The sequence below is a fragment of the Citrobacter sp. MGH110 genome, assembly GCF_001037515.1.
In the GTDB taxonomy this organism is placed as follows: domain Bacteria; phylum Pseudomonadota; class Gammaproteobacteria; order Enterobacterales; family Enterobacteriaceae; genus Citrobacter; species Citrobacter portucalensis.
The window spans coordinates 1,017,784-1,035,421 of sequence record NZ_KQ089830.1 but is presented as its reverse complement, the minus strand read 5'-3'; the positions used below and the strand labels follow the sequence as shown (position 1 = coordinate 1,035,421).

General features: G+C 50.1%; 17 protein-coding genes. 6 read left to right on the top strand and 11 right to left on the bottom strand.

Features of this window, described 5'->3' with window-relative positions; translation table 11 throughout:
- The first annotated feature begins 38 nt into the window (after positions 1–38).
- From pdeR to osmB, 4 genes are all read left to right on the top strand, one after another.
- Entirely contained in the window at positions 39–2,030 is a 1,992-nt protein-coding gene (gene pdeR, locus SK38_RS04950; protein WP_008784927.1) for a cyclic di-GMP phosphodiesterase, read from the top strand.
- Between the two features lie 183 nt (positions 2,031–2,213).
- Positions 2,214–2,396, top strand: coding sequence for a YciZ family protein (locus tag SK38_RS04945; protein WP_003833313.1), 183 nt, complete (start codon positions 2,214–2,216; stop codon positions 2,394–2,396).
- 95 nt (positions 2,397–2,491) lie between these two features.
- Positions 2,492–3,244: a DNA-binding transcriptional regulator YciT gene (gene yciT, locus SK38_RS04940; RefSeq protein WP_003020580.1), complete on the top strand. Its 753-nt coding sequence runs from the start codon at positions 2,492–2,494 to the stop codon at positions 3,242–3,244.
- Between the two features lie 268 nt (positions 3,245–3,512).
- Positions 3,513–3,731: an osmotically-inducible lipoprotein OsmB gene (gene osmB, locus SK38_RS04935; protein WP_003020583.1), complete on the top strand. Its 219-nt coding sequence runs from the start codon at positions 3,513–3,515 to the stop codon at positions 3,729–3,731.
- A gap of 91 nt (positions 3,732–3,822) precedes the next feature.
- Here osmB and yciH read toward each other — a convergent pair whose 3' ends face one another.
- The 5 genes from yciH to pgpB form a co-directional block, all read right to left on the bottom strand.
- The gene (gene yciH / locus SK38_RS04930; protein WP_003833315.1) at positions 3,823–4,149 is read right to left on the bottom strand and encodes a stress response translation initiation inhibitor YciH; all 327 of its coding nucleotides are present in this window, start codon (positions 4,147–4,149) and stop codon (positions 3,823–3,825) included.
- A complete protein-coding gene (gene pyrF / locus SK38_RS04925) occupies positions 4,150–4,887 on the bottom strand; it encodes an orotidine-5'-phosphate decarboxylase (RefSeq protein WP_103285296.1) in 738 nt (245 codons plus the stop codon). It abuts the gene before it with no gap.
- 191 nt (positions 4,888–5,078) lie between these two features.
- A complete protein-coding gene (gene lapB, locus SK38_RS04920) occupies positions 5,079–6,248 on the bottom strand; it encodes a lipopolysaccharide assembly protein LapB (RefSeq protein ID WP_008784929.1) in 1,170 nt (389 codons plus the stop codon).
- A 6-nt stretch (positions 6,249–6,254) separates the two neighbouring features.
- Positions 6,255–6,563 (bottom strand): LapA family protein, encoded by a 309-nt coding sequence (locus tag SK38_RS04915; protein WP_003020595.1) that lies wholly within the window; start codon positions 6,561–6,563, stop codon positions 6,255–6,257.
- 149 nt (positions 6,564–6,712) lie between these two features.
- A complete protein-coding gene (gene pgpB / locus SK38_RS04910) occupies positions 6,713–7,477 on the bottom strand; it encodes a phosphatidylglycerophosphatase B (protein WP_003833318.1) in 765 nt (254 codons plus the stop codon).
- A gap of 201 nt (positions 7,478–7,678) precedes the next feature.
- Here pgpB and ribA point away from each other — a divergent pair, with 201 nt between their 5' ends.
- Positions 7,679–8,269 carry a GTP cyclohydrolase II gene (ribA, locus tag SK38_RS04905; protein WP_003020601.1) on the top strand — a complete coding sequence of 197 codons (591 nt, stop codon included), beginning with the start codon at positions 7,679–7,681 and terminating at the stop codon, positions 8,267–8,269.
- 49 nt (positions 8,270–8,318) lie between these two features.
- On the opposite strand, the gene acnA is transcribed toward ribA, so the two are convergent.
- The 5 genes from acnA to topA form a co-directional block, all read right to left on the bottom strand.
- Positions 8,319–10,994, bottom strand: coding sequence for an aconitate hydratase AcnA (gene acnA, locus SK38_RS04900; RefSeq protein WP_048235271.1), 2,676 nt, complete (start codon positions 10,992–10,994; stop codon positions 8,319–8,321).
- Positions 10,995–11,302: 308 nt separating this feature from the next.
- Complete coding sequence (locus tag SK38_RS25100) at positions 11,303–11,473, bottom strand: hypothetical protein (RefSeq protein ID WP_165755481.1); 171 nt, start codon at positions 11,471–11,473, stop codon at positions 11,303–11,305.
- Between the two features lie 2 nt (positions 11,474–11,475).
- Positions 11,476–11,616: a YmiA family putative membrane protein gene (locus SK38_RS23630; protein ID WP_213732144.1), complete on the bottom strand. Its 141-nt coding sequence runs from the start codon at positions 11,614–11,616 to the stop codon at positions 11,476–11,478.
- Positions 11,617–11,927: 311 nt separating this feature from the next.
- Positions 11,928–12,902, bottom strand: a complete 975-nt coding sequence (cysB, locus tag SK38_RS04895; protein WP_003020610.1) for an HTH-type transcriptional regulator CysB — start codon at positions 12,900–12,902, stop codon at positions 11,928–11,930.
- Positions 12,903–13,110: 208 nt separating this feature from the next.
- Entirely contained in the window at positions 13,111–15,708 is a 2,598-nt protein-coding gene (topA, locus tag SK38_RS04890; RefSeq protein ID WP_003833325.1) for a type I DNA topoisomerase, read from the bottom strand.
- 398 nt (positions 15,709–16,106) lie between these two features.
- On the opposite strand from topA, the gene SK38_RS04885 reads away from it, so the two are divergent.
- On the top strand, positions 16,107–16,358 hold the full coding sequence (locus tag SK38_RS04885) for a YciN family protein (protein WP_003020616.1): 252 nt from the start codon (positions 16,107–16,109) through the stop codon (positions 16,356–16,358).
- 108 nt (positions 16,359–16,466) lie between these two features.
- Here the strand turns inward: SK38_RS04885 and sohB are convergent, their stop codons facing one another.
- On the bottom strand, positions 16,467–17,513 hold the full coding sequence (sohB, locus tag SK38_RS04880) for a protease SohB (RefSeq protein ID WP_048235270.1): 1,047 nt from the start codon (positions 17,511–17,513) through the stop codon (positions 16,467–16,469).
- Positions 17,514–17,638 lie beyond the last annotated feature (125 nt).

Below are 17,638 nucleotides of genomic sequence, written 5' to 3'. Positions count from 1 at the left end.
TTGAGGCTTTATGCGCTTTAAACGGGATAGTACACATCATGAAAGACGTCCGGGAGCTGGTTACGTTGTATAGCTATGTGGGCACTCATAACCCCTACTGGCGTTTGTCAGAGGATTGCAACATCCTGCATTTCTCTATTGACGAAACAGCAGACGCTGAGCAGACCATCGAATTATCACCCGAGCAGGCCGACCGCATTCGCGAGATGACGGTAATTACGTCAAGCCTGTTGATGACGTTACCCATTGAAGATGACGATATTCCGGTACATTTGGTCGGGCGGAAAATCAATAAGCGCGAATGGGCCGGCAGCGCATCAGCCTGGGATGACACCCCTTCCGTCGCACGCGACCTGGCTCAAGGTCTCTCTTTTGCCGAACAGGTGGTTTCAGAAGCCAATTCCGTTATTGTCATTCTTGACCGCATGGGCAACATTCAGCGTTTTAACCGTCTGTGCGAAGAGTACACCGGACTCAGAGAACGTGAAGTCATTGGCCAAAGCGTATTCACACTGTTTATGAGTCGACGTGAAGCCGCAGCCTCCAGACGCAACATCGAGGTCTTTTTTCGCGAAGGCAACTCATATGAAGTCGAACGTTGGGTGAAGACCTGCAAAGGTCAGCGCCTGTTTCTTTTTCGCAATAAGTTTGTACATAACGGTAGCGGCAAGAACGAAATATTTCTGATCTGTTCCGGCACCGATATCACTGAAGAACGCCGCGCGCAGGAACGCCTGCGTATGTTGGCTAATACCGACTCCATCACCGGATTACCGAACCGTAACGCCATTCATGAGCTGATAAGCGACGCGATTGAGAACGCAGGTGATACTCAGGTTGGGATTGTATATCTCGATCTGGATAACTTCAAAAAGGTGAACGATGCCTACGGGCATATGTTTGGCGATCAGCTATTACAGAGTGTGTCGCTTGCAATCCTCAGTTGTCTTGACGACAACCAGCTATTGGCTCGGTTTGGCGGTGATGAATTTATCGTCCTTGCCACCGAAACGTCCCAGAGCACTCTGGAAGCTACCGCATCGCGCATTCTGACACGCCTGCGTCAGCCCTTTCGCATTGGCCTGATTGAAGTCTATACAGGCTGCTCTATTGGTATTTCCCTTGCTCCACAGCATGGTCAGGACTGCGAGAGCGTCATTCGTAACGCCGATACGGCCATGTACACCGCGAAAGAAGGCGGCCGCGGACAGTTTTGTGTTTTCTCTCCGGAAATGAATCAGCGGGTATTTGAATACCTGTGGCTGGATACTAACCTGCGCAAGGCGCTGGAAAACGATCAACTGGTTATCCATTATCAGCCAAAGATAACCTGGCGAGGCGAAGTGCGCAGCCTGGAGGCGCTGGTACGCTGGCAGTCTCCGGAACGCGGCCTCATTCCGCCACTGGAATTTATCTCCTACGCCGAAGAATCAGGGCTTATCGTTCCGCTGGGTCGCTGGGTTATTCTGGACGTTGTGCGTCAGGTCGCAAAATGGCGCGCCAAGGGAATCAACCTGCGCGTGGCGGTAAACGTTTCTGCCCGCCAGCTCGCCGATCAGACGCTATTTACCGATCTCAAACAGGTGCTTCATGAACTCGACTTTGAATATTGCCCCATCGATGTCGAGTTAACGGAAAGCAGTTTGATTGAAAATGAGCAGTTGGCACTGTCCGTCATTCAGCAGTTTAGCCAGTTGGGGGCGCAAATCCATTTGGATGATTTTGGTACTGGATATTCGTCACTGTCTCAACTGGCCCGCTTCCCGCTTGATGCAATTAAACTGGATCAGACCTTTGTCAGGGATGTACACAAACAACCTATTTCGCAGTCGCTGGTACGTGCCATTGTTGCGGTCGCACAGGCACTCAATCTGCAGGTCATCGCCGAAGGTGTTGAAAGCGCGAAAGAGGATGCGTTTTTAACCAAAAATGGTGTCAACGAGCGTCAGGGTTTTTTGTTTGCCAAACCAATGCCAGCGGCTGCATTTGAACGTTGGTATCGACGACATCTGAATAAAAAAACGCGCTAATGCTGTGGGATCAAACGTCATTAATAGCCATAAATGGACATTACGTAACGATCCTATCTGCATGTAATCACAGAATATATAATATTCTTCTATCATTGATAGTTAATACTATTTTTCCCTTCTCTTTTGCCATGAAATTCTGCATCATGAAATTCAAACTCTATTGCTATTAGGATGATAACCATGTCTGATATCGACGCTCAGCGTCTGGCCGAACGCATTGATACCGTGCTGGATATCCTCGTTGCAGGTGATTACCACTCAGCCATCCACAATCTCGAAATTCTGAAGGCTGAGCTGCTAGACACGGCCAAAGAAGATGCCGAGTCTTTGCCCAAAAAGCACAAGGCTCCTTGGGAGATCTGATGACATTAACCCTTTAATGTCGCTGCTATAAGCAAACTGCGTATGAAGCAGTTTCCGTTTAATTTCCGATACGATATCGCAATAAAATTAATATTATGAATTCCCGACAACAATCTATTTTGCAGATGGTGACTGATAAAGGTCAGATGAGCGTTGCCGAACTGGCAAAAATCACCGGTGTCTCAGAAGTGACGATTCGACAGGATCTGAACACACTGGAAAAACAGAGTTATTTACGCCGTGCGCACGGTTTTGCCGTTTCATTGAACAGTGATGATGTGGAAACGCGCATGATGACTAATTTTACGCTGAAGCGTGAACTGGCCGAATTTGCCGCATCTTTGGTAAGCCCTGGCGAGTCCGTATTCATTGAAAACGGCAGCAGCAATGCGCTCTTGGCCAGAACGCTGGCGGAGCAAAAAGATGTCACCATCATTACCGTCAGCAGTTATATAGCCCATCTGCTGAAAGAAACCCCCTGCGAAGTGATTCTCCTTGGCGGCATCTATCAGAAAAAAAGCGAAAGCATGGTGGGGCCCTTAACTCGCCAGTTTATCCAGCAGGTACATTTCAGCAAGGCCTTTATCGGCATTGATGGCTGGCAGGCTGACACCGGCTTCACCGGACGCGACATGATGCGTTCTGATGTGGTTAACGCGGTGCTGGAAAAAGGTGCAGAAGTTATTGTACTTACTGACAGCTCAAAATTCGAAGCCATTCACCCTTACACGCTGGGTCCATTAGAGCGATTCAGCCGCGTAGTCACAGATTCCAGACTCAGCGCCAGCGTACAAATGCAGCTCGAGCATTCAGGATTAACCGTCAATATCATTGATGCGCACGCATAAAATCTTCAGCAGATGATTTGTCAGTCGGCAAATCATCCCCTCTCTGAGAGTTATCTGACAGTCCAATTAAGACTTTTTACCTGTCGTTAACAGGATTAAGTCGTAAAATAAATGTTAGCGATATAACAGGAACGAACCTCCAATCTCAGGATAGTGTTTGTCATGCCTTCGCTAAACGGTTTCACGGAAATATCTTCGTTAGCCTAAATTTAGCGCTACTCTTAAAGAACACTGGATTCCGTGAATCAATAATTCAGGAGAAAGTATTATGTTAGTAACGAGCAAAAAAATGACCGCTGCCATTTTGGCAATTACTCTGGCAATGTCGCTGAGTGCCTGCTCTAACTGGTCCAAACGTGACCGTAACACCGCAATTGGTGCTGGTGCTGGTGCAATCGGTGGTGCAGTCCTGACTGACGGCAGCACGCTGGGCACGCTGGGTGGTGCTGCAGTAGGTGGTATTATTGGCCACCAGGTGGGTAAATAATTTACGGTTAAACGGCTCGATATAATAATACGTTTACTTTTTCAGGTCTGTATTATTAAAAAGCCACGGAAAAATTCCGTGGCTTTTTTTATTAACCGCCAGCCAATTTAACTTTCATTCCTTTGGCTTCCAGCAGCGATTTAATCAGGTCGCGTTTATCACCCTGTATCTCAATCACGCCATCCTTCACTGCCCCGCCGCAACCACATTTTTTCTTCAGTTCCGCAGCTAATTTGGTCAGTTCAGCATCGTCCTGATCTATTCCAGTAATCAGGCACACGCCCTTACCTTTGCGGCCACTGGTCTGTCGCTGGATACGGACAATGCCATCGCCTTTGGGACGCTCTGGGACGGCTTTCGGTTCATCAATACGCCCGGTGTCAGTTGAGTAGACCAGACGAGAATTTGAGTCGTTCATTTACGCACCTCGTTTCAGGGAGGCATTGATCATCTTCAGCGTCTGAGCCGGATCTGCCGACTGTGTGACCGGACGACCAATAACCATATAATCCACGCCAGCTGACTGTGCCTGTTCCGGCGTCATAATGCGACGCTGGTCGCCTGCCTCGCTACCTTCAGGGCGAATACCCGGGGTAACCAGTTTAAATGCCTGGCCAAATGCCTGCTTGAATCGCACTGCTTCCTGCGCGGAGCATACGACGCCATCCAAACCACAATGTTGGGTTAAACGTGCCAGCCTTTCCGCATGCTCCGCAGGTGACAACGTCACGCCAAGGTCGGCAAGATCGCTGGCTTCCATACTGGTCAGAACTGTTACTGCAATCAGCAGCGGCGCATCCTTGCCAAAAGGCACCAGGGCTTCACGTGCGGCGGTCATCATACGCGCCCCACCTGAAGCATGAACGTTAACCATCCACACGCCAAGCTCAGCCGCCGCCGCAACGGCATGCGCGGTAGTATTGGGAATATCATGAAATTTCAAATCAAGAAAAACGTCAAAGCCACGCTGTTGTAAATCGCGAACCAACTGAGGTCCAAAAAGCGTGAACATCTCTTTGCCCACTTTCAAACGGCAATCACGAGGATCAATTCTGTCGACAAAAGCTAATGCTTTATCACGATTGGAATAATCGAGAGCGACAACGACAGGAGAATCAGTAACAGCACGAGAAAAAGATGAAGCAGTAAACGTCATGACCAGACCTTCCTGAGGATGGGCGCCATCGGCGGCGCAAAATGGGTAAACGGCGTGCATTCTACCTGCGGCAATAGAAAATTAACAGGCGCGATTACATTTCTGTCAGGCGAATTTGGCAACGGAGGTTGAAGATGGATTGGTTACACATCATTAGTATGTTGTAACTAAAGTGAAGTTTTTTTTATAAATTACAGCCCATCAAGTCCGCGAATAGGCTTAATGGTTGACCATGAGCGACAGGATGGGCAGTGCCAGTACAGTGTATATGCGGTAAATCCGCACTTCTGGCAACGATACCGAGGCTTGCTGCGCACCTGCTCCCCGACCATATCGCGCAGAACCATCAGGCTCTCTTTCGCGCGCCCTTCTTCTGCTTCGTTAAGATGGTAATCCATCAACTTGTGGAACACGCGCATCGTAGGATGGCGTTGTAGCTGGCGGGTAATATAAACCTGAGCGGTATCAGTCCCCTCACGCGCTTCAAGAATATCGGCCAGCATCAGTTCTGCGGCGGCGCCAGTATTCTCCTCAACGGCCCGACGTAAAAACTCGGCCCACTCATCGTTTTTCCCCAGATGCTGGTAGCAGCTTTGCAGCATTTCCAGCGTTTCGCTGACCAGTTCTTTATCCTGAGAAATCACGCGTTGCAGACTTTCAACGGCCTTCGCGTAATCGCCTTTCACCATGTACACACGGCCCATCATGATGGAAACACGTGCACTGTTTTTGTCTGCCGCAGCCCCTTTTTTCAACAGCGTCATGGCGCGATCCATATCGTCGCTGCCCATCTGCTGTAAGGCCAGTTCGCAGTAGAAGTGGGCGATCTCAATACGCTGTTTATCTTTACCGAGCTTCACCAGGCGTTCTGCAACATCAATCGCTTTCTGCCATTCGCTGGTCGCCTGATAAATTTGCAGCAGTTGCTGTAATGCACCGACGCGAAAATCTGTTTCATCGGTAAGCTGATTAAACATGTCTTCCGCGCGGTCGTACAGACCTGCGGCCATGTAGTCGCGCCCCAGCTGTTGTACGGCCAACAAACGCTGCTCGTAGGTCAGCGAAGCACTTTCCATTAACGTTTGATGGATGCGGATTGCGCGGTCGACTTCACCGCGCGAGCGAAACAGGTTTCCGAGGGTGAGATGAGCCTCAACGGTGCCCGTATCCTCTTTTAGCATATCGAGGAACAGATCCACCGCTTTGTCTTGTTGGTTGCTCAGGAGGAAGTTAACCCCGGCGACATAGTCACGGGAAAGACGGTTAGCTTCATCCTGCTTGGTTTGTTGCGCACTTCTGCGACCCATATACCACCCATAGGCAGCGGCTACAGGCAAAAGCAGAAACAACAACTCCAACATAAATAATTATTCCTTCACAACCGACGAATCGGCAGAAACCGCAACGTCGGTCGCAGGCGTAAGCTGGTTTTCCAGTCGTTTGATTTTACGTTCGGCGCGCGCAAGAGACACACGAACCTTCAGCCAGAAAAGGCCGCAAATTAACCAACCAATCGCGAAACCTGCGGCAAACAATACAGCAAGCAGCGTAGAGATACGATACTCACCCTGAGCCAGCAGGTAATTAAACGTAACCTGTTGATCGTTTTGCGCACCTAATGTCACCGAAATAACAAAAATCGCCAACACCAGTAAGAAAATGAGTAAATATTTCACATTACTTCCCGTTATGTGGTTTGAGCGAATAAATCGTGTACAACTTACCGCGTTGAGCCCTTTAAATTACCATTTTCACAACGAGTGCGAAACGGAAAAGCGCTTTCCCCTTTCTGATTTAAGGGCAAAATTCGAAAAATCAATCATGGCTAACTTTCTTGTTCACGCTGAGCGATTTCTTTTTCCTCCTGCACAGGCGGCGTTAATGGTCCGCATACCCGCTGCGCAAGCCACGTCGCCAGTGTTACCAGCAACCATGAAATCAGCGTTGCAACGACCAAATCACGGGGCCAGTGCATGCCTAATAGCAAGCGGCTGCCCATAACGCCCGTAGCCCAGATAAGTAAAAACACAATCGTCAGCGTACGTCGGCGTGGCCATAACAGCCCTACTGCCAGTAAAGCCCAACTGGCGGCAAACATCGTATGCCCTGACGGAAAGGCAAAACCCGTTTCTTTTTGCCAGTGCTTACGTAGAAACGTCGGAATATCCTGTTGTTCTGCCAATTGCTCTTTAACTAAGTGACCACGATCTTTACGTTTTAAAGTGTAGAACTCATCAACCGGAATATGGTGCGTTTTTTCCAGCCACACGACAAAGGGCCGAGGTTCCTGCACCCTGTCTTTAACCCAGGACTTCACGCCCTGACCGACTAAAATTGCCGCAGCCAGGATCGCAAACAGCATTACCGCAGCTTTCAGACGAAAACGCAGACACCACAGAAACCATGCACAGAGAACAACGTGAGTGATAATGCCCCACGGCTGCGTCACCGTTTCCGTTATCCAGTACAGAGATTTTAGCCACCAAACGTTATGTCCCGGCTGCCAGCTCCAGCCCGATACCCATACGGCAACCGGCATAATAAGTAGCAGCCCGGCCCCGACCGCAGTGCGCTTTGCAATTGACAGCATTGCCTCTCCTTTCGTCGATAAGTCTCACAATCATAACTGAAAAAAGCGCATGCCGGGAAAATTGACAATTTTGTGCCATTCCAAAAGCGAATCCGTTGTCGCGATTAGGTGAACATCGTTGCCTTATGGCAAAATAGTGCAATATAGAACAGAAGCCAACAGGCGACGGCACGACAGTGCCAGCATAATCTGGAGAATTACATGCAGCTTAAACGTGTGGCAGAAGCCAAACTGCCAACCCCCTGGGGTGATTTCCTGATGGTGGGATTTGAAGAACTGGCAACCGGACACGATCACGTCGCACTGGTTTTTGGCGATATCACAGGCCAAACGCCTGTCCTGGCGCGTGTCCACTCCGAGTGTCTGACTGGCGATGCATTGTTTAGCCTGCGTTGCGATTGCGGCTTCCAGCTCGAAGCGGCTCTCACCCATATTGCTGAAGAAGGGCGCGGTATCCTGCTTTATCATCGTCAGGAAGGACGCAATATCGGCCTGCTCAATAAAATCCGCGCCTACGCGTTGCAGGACCAGGGTTATGATACCGTTGAAGCTAACCATCAGTTGGGCTTTGCGGCAGATGAGCGTGATTTCACGCTGTGTGCGGATATGTTCAAGCTGCTTGGTGTGGACGAAGTTCGTTTGCTGACCAATAACCCGAAAAAAGTGGAAATTCTGACCGAAGCGGGAATCAACATTGTTGAACGCGTGCCGCTGATTGTGGGTCGTAACCCGAACAATGAACATTACCTGGACACCAAAGCCGCCAAGATGGGACATTTGCTGGGCAAGTAATAATTGTTACCGCCGATAAAAAAGCCTGCTCTCGCAGGCTTTTTACATTCTAGCTCAACATATTACGAATCACGTAGTGCAGAATGCCATCGTTTTGGTAGTACGTTAGCTCCGTCGCGGTATCGATACGGCAGCGGCATAAAACAACTTCTTTACGTCCATCTGAGCAAACCATACTCACCGGCACTGTTGCACCCGGTTTGATGTTTTGCAGATCCGTAATATCGATCGTTTCCTCACCGGTTAGTCCCAGCGTTTTACGCGTGACGCCCTGTGGGAATTCCAGCGGCAAAATCCCCATACCAATCAGGTTAGAACGGTGAATTCGCTCAAAGGATTCAGCGATAACCACGCGAATCCCCAGCAAGCGCGGGCCTTTTGCCGCCCAGTCGCGACTGGAGCCAGAGCCATACTCTTTCCCGGCAATAACCGCCAGGGGAATATTCTCCTGTTGATATTGCATAGCCGCATCATAGATAGCCACTACCTCAGTTCCCGGCAAATGACGCGTCATCCCACCTTCCACGCCAGGTACCATCTCATTGCGAATACGAATATTGGCAAAGGTACCACGCATCATGACTTCATGATTCCCGCGTCGTGAACCGTAGGAGTTAAAATCTTTACGCTCTACGCCGTGGCTTTGCAGATAACGCCCCGCCGGGCTGTCCGGCTTAATACTACCTGCAGGAGAAATATGGTCGGTGGTGACGGAATCTCCAAGCATTGCAAGGATACGCGCACCATGAATGTCCTGAACCGGATCCGGCGTCGCCTGCATACCATCGAAGAACGGCGACAAGCGGATATAGGTTGAGTCAGACTGCCAGCCATAGGTATCAGCCCGATCGACCTGGATTGCTTTCCATTCTGGCGTGCCTTCAAACACTTCAGCATACTCTTTATGGAACATGGCGGTAGAAACCTGCTCCACGGCACGGGCAATTTCCTGAGCCGTCGGCCAGATATCTTTCAGATATACGGGATCGCCCTTTCTGTCATGCCCTAAAGGATCTTTAGTCAGATTGATATTCATATTCCCCGCCAGCGCATAGGCCACCACCAGCGGCGGAGACGCCAACCAGTTGGTCTTCACGAGCGGATGGATACGCCCCTCAAAGTTTCGGTTGCCGGAAAGCACAGCACCAACGGTGAGGTCGCCTTTTTTGATAGCTGTCTCGATAGGATCGGGTAACGGACCCGAGTTACCGATACAGGTGGTACAGCCATAACCTACAAGGTTAAATCCCAGCTCATCAAGGTATGGCGTGAACCCTGCCTGCGCCAGATAATCAGACACCACCTTCGATCCTGGAGCCAGCGAGGCTTTCACCCACGGCTGACGTTTCAGACCAAGCGTCACTGCTTTCTTCGCCAGCAGCCCCGCCGCCATCAATACGCTTGGGTTAGAGGTGTTGGTACAGGAAGTGATCGCCGCAATAACCACAGCACCATCCGGCAGCTGGTACTGGTGACCGTTCATTGTATAGTCCACTGGCTGGCGATCTTTCAGTGAGCTATTCACTTCGAGTTCATTACTCGCCGAAAACGCTTTCGGGACATCAGCCAGTGCCACCCGATCCTGCGGACGCTTCGGTCCGGCAAGGCTAGCTTCTACACTGCCCATATCCAGCTCCAGTGAACTGGTAAATACGGGTTCATCCCCAGGATTACGCCACATGCCCTGCGCTTTGGCATAGGCGCTGACCAGCTCAACCTGCTCCTCACTGCGCCCACTCAGACGCATATATTCAAGAGTGATGCTATCGATCGGGAAGAAACCGCAGGTTGCGCCGTATTCCGGTGACATATTCGCAATGGTTGCCCGGTCGGCCAGCGGTAAGGTGTCCAGGCCATCACCGTAGAATTCAACAAATTTACCGACCACGCCGTGCTTACGCAGCATCTGGGTGACGGTCAGAACCAGGTCAGTCGCGGTGATACCTTCCCGCAGCTTGCCCACCAGTTTAAAGCCCACAACATCCGGGATAAGCATAGAGACGGGTTGGCCCAGCATTGCTGCTTCGGCCTCAATGCCTCCAACGCCCCATCCCAGCACACCGAGACCATTAATCATTGTCGTATGGGAATCGGTTCCGACCAACGTGTCAGGGTAAGCCACCCACTCACCGTCCTGTAACTCGCTCCAGACGGCTTTGCCGAGGTATTCAAGGTTAACCTGGTGGCAAATCCCCGTTCCTGGTGGTACAACGCTGAAGCGACTAAATGCCTGCTGTCCCCATTTCAGGAACACATAACGCTCATGGTTACGTTCCATTTCCAGGCGTACGTTTTCTTCGAAAGCATCATCATCACCAAAACGGTCCACCGTTACCGAGTGGTCAATGACAAGGTCCACCGGCGAAAGCGGATTCACTTTTGCTGTATCTCCGCCCAAACGTTTCACCGCTTCGCGCATGGCGGCCAGATCGACCACCGCCGGCACGCCGGTAAAATCCTGCATCAGAACACGAGCGGGTCGATAGGCAATTTCACGATCGGCATGGGCAGTCTTCAGCCAATGCGCGAGCGCATGAATATCATCTTCGGTTACGGAATTACCATCCTGCCAACGAAGCAGGTTTTCCAGTAACACTTTCAGCGATTTGGGTAGTCGGGTGATATCACCCAGTGATTTAGCGGCCAGAGGTAAACTGTAGTAGCGGTAGGTTTTATCTTTAACCTGCAATGTGTCCTTACTGGCTTCTCGTAGGGTCGACGACATAGCTCCTCCTTAAATGACAGGGTTGGATCCCCTGATTTCCTCAGGGTTAGTATTAAAGATAACACAAACAAAATGTAACGCTTTGATAACAACTCAAATTGATAAAAGTAGCGCGCGATACAAAAGCGCGAAGTGAGGTCAATGGTAGGGAAGAAGGTCTAGCCGTGTAGATTAATAGGATGAATATTCAGCAGGCAATAGCGCAATCGATAATACGTTGATTAGGTGGCTGATGGTGAATACATGGGATAAACAATTCGATATTTAAGGCCACGAGGTAATCGTTATTATTATAAAATACGTACGAATTATTGTTTCTGTTCATCATCACCGGTTAACAGATCAATAAACGCCCGTTGTTCAGGAGAAAGATTCCAGGATTCGGGTATCTTTGGCTCCTTCTCGGCGACGGTTTTGCTCTCTTGCTCATGGTCATGAGACGCTGGCGTCACGGTAGAGTGCTGCTCCGGTGCGGACATACTTACCCCCACACGTTCCAGGCCACGAGTGCGACAATAATCCAGAATATCGCAGAGCCAAGAAACACGGCGAACCAGGCTTTACGTTTCATCGCGGGATCCCGGCGTGCAGGCTGGTTTCCTGAAGGCATCGCTAACCTCATACTATCGAAATCACTTATCATTTAGGCACCAAACAATTGGTACAATTAATCATCAGATAGGAGGAATCCTAATAAAAAAGGCAAAAAAAAGCCAGTTAATTTTCGGACTCGATCTGATAAATAAATCAATTGTTTGATCAATTATGAATATTTGAGCGTGATTTTTGGCAAGCTGACTAATTTGAAACTACTTTAGAGAACTTTTTCCATAAATAATATATGGTTAATATATAGGAGGAGAAATAATGAATTCAGACTCCCCCGTCGGTATCACTTTATGCTTATAGATACCGACGAGGTAACAACCGTTATTATTTCTCAGGCAATTTAATATCTTTAAACATGGCTTCAATATCATCGTTGGAACGCAGCGCCACCGCCGTGTCCACCACATCACGCGTCAGATGCGGCGCGAAACGTTGAATGAAATCATACATGTAACTACGTAAGAAGGTGCTGCGACGAAAACCAATTTTGGTGGTGCTATGGCTGAAGATATCGTGCGCATCCACACGTACCAGGTCAGGATCGGATACAGGATCAACCGCCATACTGGCAATTACACCCACGCCGAGACCCAGACGGACATAGGTTTTAATAACATCGGCATCGGTTGCGGTAAAAACAATACGCGGCTCCAGACCCGCACGGTTAAACGCGGTGTCCAGCTCCGAACGCCCGGTAAATCCAAAGGTGTAGGTCACCAGTGGATACTGTGCCAGTTCCTCAATAGAAACCGAGGATTTTCCCGCCAGCGGATGATCCGGCGTGACGACAATCGAACGGTTCCAGTGGTAGCAAGGTAACATCACCAGATCGTCATACAGATGCAGGGCTTCCGTCGCGATGGCAAAATCCGCATTCCCTTTCGAGACGGCTTCGGCAATTTGCGTCGGCGATCCCTGATGCATATGCAATGAAACACGAGGATATCGCTCAATAAAACCCTTAATCACGTTCGGCAAAGCGTAACGTGCCTGGGTGTGCGTGGTGGCGATATACAGCGAGCCTTTATCCGGCCAGGTATGTTCGCCAGCAACGGACTTAATAGCATCTACCTTAGACAGTACTTCGCGCGCAATACGGATGACTTCCTGCCCCGCTGGCGTAACCTGGGTCAGATGCTTACCACTACGGGCGAAAATCTGGATGCCAAGTTCATCTTCCAGCATACGAACTTGCTTACTGATACCGGGCTGAGAGGTATAAAGCCCTTCCGCCGTTGAGGAGACATTAAGGTTGTGGTTCACCACCTCAACAATGTAGCGAAGCTGCTGTAATTTCATGTTATGCCATCCCGATTCGCGCCATCAAATCATCGTTTCAGTGCAGGCTCGTGGGCGCTGCTAATACGATTTAATAATAAAAAGTCTGTTAACTATAACCACTATATCATTTATATGTACGCTGTATAGGTATGACAAAAAATAATATGCCAGAAACAAAAAGGGCCGCTTACGCGACCCTTTGAGGAGAAATTCAGCCGTAACGCTGTTATTTCTTCCCTTCTACCCATTTACCGTCAACGAAGAACGCGGACCAGCCAGTCGCCTTACCGTCTTTCTCAGCGGCAACGTATTGCTGCTTGGTTTTACGGCTGAAACGAACCATAGACTTGTTACCATCCGGGTCTGTTTGCGGCGCATCTGCCAGATAACGCAGTTTTTCCGGCAGGCGATCGCGGAAGCGGTACAACTCTTCCACCAACGGCGCACGAGTCTCACGTGATTTCGGGAACGTATTGGCCGCCAGGAAGATACCTGCAGCACCATCACGTAACACGAAATACGCGTCAGATTTTTCACACGGCAGTTCCGGCAGCGGAACCGGATCTTCTTTCGGCGGAGCAACTTCACCGTTACGCAGGATCTTACGGGTGTTTTTACACTCGTCGTTAGTACACGCCATGTACTTGCCGAAACGTCCCATTTTCAGGTGCATTTCAGAACCACATTTTTCGCACTCTACGATAGGACCGTCATAACCCTTGATACGGAATTCACCCTCTTCGATCTCGTAGCCGTCGCAGGTTGGGTTATTACCACACACATGCAATTTACGCTTAGGATCGATGAGATAACTGTCCATTGCCGTACCGCACTTCTGGCAGCGGCGTTTGGCGCGCAATGCGTTCGTTTCCGCGTCATCGCCTTCCAGCACGTTCAATACTTCGTTTTCCGGCACCAGGTTAATGGTGGTTTTGCAACGCTCTTTCGGGGAAAGTGCGTAGCCGGAGCAACCAAGGAAAACGCCGGTACTGGCGGTACGAATACCCATCTTGCGTCCGCAGGTCGGGCAATCAATGCTGGTCAGCACCATCTGGTTTGGACGCATACCGCCTTCTTCAGGATCTTTCTCGGCTTTATCTAACTGCTGAGTAAAATCAGTGAAGAAGTTGTCGAGTACGCCCTTCCATTCGGCTTCGTGATTCGCCACCTGGTCGAGGCTGTCTTCCATCTGCGCGGTAAAATCGTAGTTCATCAGCTCGCGGAAGTTTTCTTCCAGACGATCGGTGACGATTTCACCCATTTTTTCAGCGTAGAAGCGACGGTTTTCAACGCGAACATAACCGCGATCCTGAATCGTAGAGATGATCGACGCATAGGTGGATGGACGACCAATGCCACGCTTTTCAAGCTCTTTAACCAGCGAAGCTTCACTGAAGCGTGCAGGCGGCTTGGTGAAGTGCTGCGCAGGTGTCAGCTCGATAAGCGTCAAGGTATCGCCTTTGTCCACCGCCGGTAAGATGCGATCTTCATCGCCCTTACGCAGTGCTGGCATCACTTTGGTCCAACCATCGAAGCGCAGAATACGACCACGCGCTTTCAGACGGAAATCACCCGCACCCACGGTCAGGGTGGTAGAGTCATATTTCGCTGGCGTCATCTGACAAGCAACAAACTGGCGCCAGATCAGCTGATACAGTTTTTGCGCATCGGCTTCCATATCTTTCAGCGACTCCGCCAGTACGGCGACATCGGAAGGACGGATAGCTTCGTGTGCTTCCTGCGAGTTCTCTTTGCTGGCGTACTGGTTCGCGCTCTCCGGCAAATATTTTTTGCCAAAATTATCACTGATGTAATCGCGAACCATGGTGACAGCATCCTGGCTCAGGTTGGTTGAGTCAGTACGCATGTAAGTGATGTAACCCGCTTCATACAAGCGCTGCGCCATCATCATGGTTTTCTTCACACCAAAGCCCAGACGCGTACTCGCAGCCTGCTGTAGCGTGGAGGTAATGAACGGTGCGCTGGGCTTGCTGCTGGTCGGTTTATCTTCACGTTCCAGGACGCTATAGCGCGCTTTTTCCAACAGGCTAACCGCGGCAAGCGTTTGTTCCCGATTTACAGGACGGAACGGTTTATCATTTTGATGCGTCACCTCAAGCGGCAACGCGTCACCGCCCGGCGTGGTCGTGTTAGCATCAATTTCCCAGAACTCTTCTGGAACAAATGCTTTGATTTCGCGTTCACGCTCAACCACCAGACGCACAGCCACAGACTGTACGCGACCGGCAGACAGACCACGCGCAATTTTTTTCCACAGCAGTGGCGACACCATATAGCCCACCACACGGTCCATAAAGCGGCGCGCCTGTTGCGCATTAACACGATCGATGTTCAACTCGCCCGGTTTTTCAAACGCCTGGCGAATAGCATTTTTGGTAATTTCGTTAAACACCACGCGGCTGTAGCGGGTGTCGTCGCCACCGATGACTTCCCGCAGGTGCCATGCAATGGCTTCCCCTTCGCGGTCAAGGTCGGTTGCGAGATAGATGTGGTCGGCTTTTTCAGCCAGTTGCTTCAGTTCAGAAACAACTTTCTCTTTACCAGGCAGCACTTCATAGCGCGCATCCCAGTTGTGCCACGGGTCAACACCCATACGGTTGACGAGAGCGCCACGTTCATCCTTTTTGGGCTTTTTAGCCGTTTTGGTGGAGGTTGAGTCGGCGCTCTTTTTAGTTGCTGAGCCACTGGTCGGCAAATCACGGATATGACCGACGCTGGATTTCACCACGTAGTCATTACCCAGATACTTGTTGATCGTTTTGGCTTTTGCCGGGGACTCAACGATGACAAGAGCTTTACCCATATTCACCTTTACCTAATTTGATTCTTCCAGAATGCGTCGCACGTTGATTCACCTTCCACTGGCGACGAGACATCGATATGGTCTCTGCGTCGGCGGATATCAACCCCTTAAACTGTTTCGCGCTTGTAATGTAACTCTCATGTAACTGAGTTAACAGGCTTTTTTTCTCACAAACGCTCTAGCACGACGAAGTATTGGTCGAATGTCAAGCAAATCTGTTGCCAGATTGACGAAAGCGTCACACTGTACCTGATAAAATGCGTTACGCAACTTTATTAGCATGCAAAAACAAATCTCGCCAGTTGTAACACTGTCGTAAAACCTTCATTTATGTCAGGGAATATTTGCCCATAAGGCGGGCTCAGCGTAGACTAATGTCCTTGTTTAAGGAGTAAATCATGCATAAAGACACTCAACCCATCGATCGCGAAACACTGCTGATTGAAGCCAACAAAATCATTCGTGAGCATGAGGACACGCTGGCGGGGATTGTCGCCACCGGCGTTACGCAGCGAAACGGCGTGCTGGTTTTCAGCGGAGATTACTTTTTAGACGAGCAAGGGCTACCAACGCCCAAAAGTACGGCTGTGTTTAATATGTTTAAACACCTGGCGCACGTACTTTCTGAAAAGTATCACTTGATCGATTAACTCGAGAAATAATTTGCCGGATGGCGGCAACGCCTTATCCAGCCTACATTGATGCCTATTTGTAGGCCGGATAGGATATGTGAGCATCGCTATCCGGCAATGACAATTTTACATCAGTGGCTTCTGCCCCCGCTGCCACCAGCGCATCAGCAAACGATCGGCGCTCTCCGCCGCACTACCGGTAAAACGATCCATCAGCTTTTTACGCTGCAGATAGCGAACGTTCAACACTTCACGACCTTCCATCAGCCCGAGGATCACCTCATCGCTGGTATTGATCTCATCCACCAGCCCATTTGCCAGCGCCTGTTGACCAAACCAGTGTTCACCCGTGGCAACCTGCTCAATGTCCAGAGTCGGGCGCATACGATGGACAAAATCTTTAAACAAATGATGTGTTTCGTTCAGATCTTCACGGAATTTCTGCCGCCCTTCTTCCGTGTTCTCGCCAAGCAGCGTCAACGTACGCTTGTACTGTCCGGCGGTGTGCAGTTCGATATCAATATCTTTCCCTTTCAGGAAGCGGTTAAAGTTCGGGATCTGCGCCACCACGCCAATTGAGCCGACGATAGCAAACGGCGCCGAAACTATTTTATCTGCCACGCAGGCCATCATATATCCGCCGCTCGCAGCGACTTTATCTACCGTGACGGTCAGTGGGATCTGCTTATCGCGCAGGCGTTGTAACTGGGACGCAGCCAGGCCATAACCATGTACCACACCGCCCGGGCTTTCCAGACGAACCACCACCTGATCCTGAGGTTTAACAACCGCCAGCACCGCCGTCACCTCTTCGCGTAATGCGTTGACCTCGTGGGCATCCATACTGCCTTTAAAATCAAGCACCCATACACGGGGTTTATCTGATGGCGTACTGTCACCCAGTTTCGCTTTTGCCTTGGCGGCCTTCGCCTCCAGCTTCTGTTTCTTTTTCTGCGCCTTATGCCAGAATTTTTGCTGATGCCCATCCAATAAGGCCAGCGACAGGTCTTCCTTCATCTCTTTATATTGATCGCTGAGGTTAATAACCCGCAATTCCCCACGCTGACGTTTGCGTTGTGTCGCGTTTACGATCAGCATCACCACCACTGCAATAGCCACCACGACAGTGACAATTTTTGCCAAAAACAGCCCATATTCAGACAACAATTCCACGAGACCCACCTTGGTTAAACAACGCGACTTCCGCTCAGTGTACAACAGGCGTGTCACCTCGTCTTGCTTCATACATCCAGTGCTGAATCAGTAAAAAGCATGACAAAGCGTTCATTTTGCGGTGT

Excerpts from the sequence above, each read along its gene's own strand:
- acnA (WP_048235271.1), bottom strand. The coding sequence starts at position 10,994 with ATGTCGTCGACCCTACGAGAAGCCAGTAAGGACACATTGCAGGTTAAA.
- SK38_RS25100 (WP_165755481.1), bottom strand. The coding sequence starts at position 11,473 with ATGTCCGCACCGGAGCAGCACTCTACCGTGACGCCAGCGTCTCATGAC.
- yciT (WP_003020580.1), top strand. The coding sequence starts at position 2,492 with ATGAATTCCCGACAACAATCTATTTTGCAGATGGTGACTGATAAAGGT.
- SK38_RS23630 (WP_213732144.1), bottom strand. The coding sequence starts at position 11,616 with ATGAGGTTAGCGATGCCTTCAGGAAACCAGCCTGCACGCCGGGATCCC.
- pdeR (WP_008784927.1), top strand. The coding sequence starts at position 39 with ATGAAAGACGTCCGGGAGCTGGTTACGTTGTATAGCTATGTGGGCACT.
- SK38_RS04945 (WP_003833313.1), top strand. The coding sequence starts at position 2,214 with ATGTCTGATATCGACGCTCAGCGTCTGGCCGAACGCATTGATACCGTG.
- yciH (WP_003833315.1), bottom strand. The coding sequence starts at position 4,149 with ATGAACGACTCAAATTCTCGTCTGGTCTACTCAACTGACACCGGGCGT.
- lapB (WP_008784929.1), bottom strand. The coding sequence starts at position 6,248 with ATGTTGGAGTTGTTGTTTCTGCTTTTGCCTGTAGCCGCTGCCTATGGG.
- topA (WP_003833325.1), bottom strand. The coding sequence starts at position 15,708 with ATGGGTAAAGCTCTTGTCATCGTTGAGTCCCCGGCAAAAGCCAAAACG.
- ribA (WP_003020601.1), top strand. The coding sequence starts at position 7,679 with ATGCAGCTTAAACGTGTGGCAGAAGCCAAACTGCCAACCCCCTGGGGT.
- osmB (WP_003020583.1), top strand. The coding sequence starts at position 3,513 with ATGTTAGTAACGAGCAAAAAAATGACCGCTGCCATTTTGGCAATTACT.
- SK38_RS04885 (WP_003020616.1), top strand. The coding sequence starts at position 16,107 with ATGCATAAAGACACTCAACCCATCGATCGCGAAACACTGCTGATTGAA.
- cysB (WP_003020610.1), bottom strand. The coding sequence starts at position 12,902 with ATGAAATTACAGCAGCTTCGCTACATTGTTGAGGTGGTGAACCACAAC.
- pyrF (WP_103285296.1), bottom strand. The coding sequence starts at position 4,887 with ATGACGTTTACTGCTTCATCTTTTTCTCGTGCTGTTACTGATTCTCCT.
- pgpB (WP_003833318.1), bottom strand. The coding sequence starts at position 7,477 with ATGCTGTCAATTGCAAAGCGCACTGCGGTCGGGGCCGGGCTGCTACTT.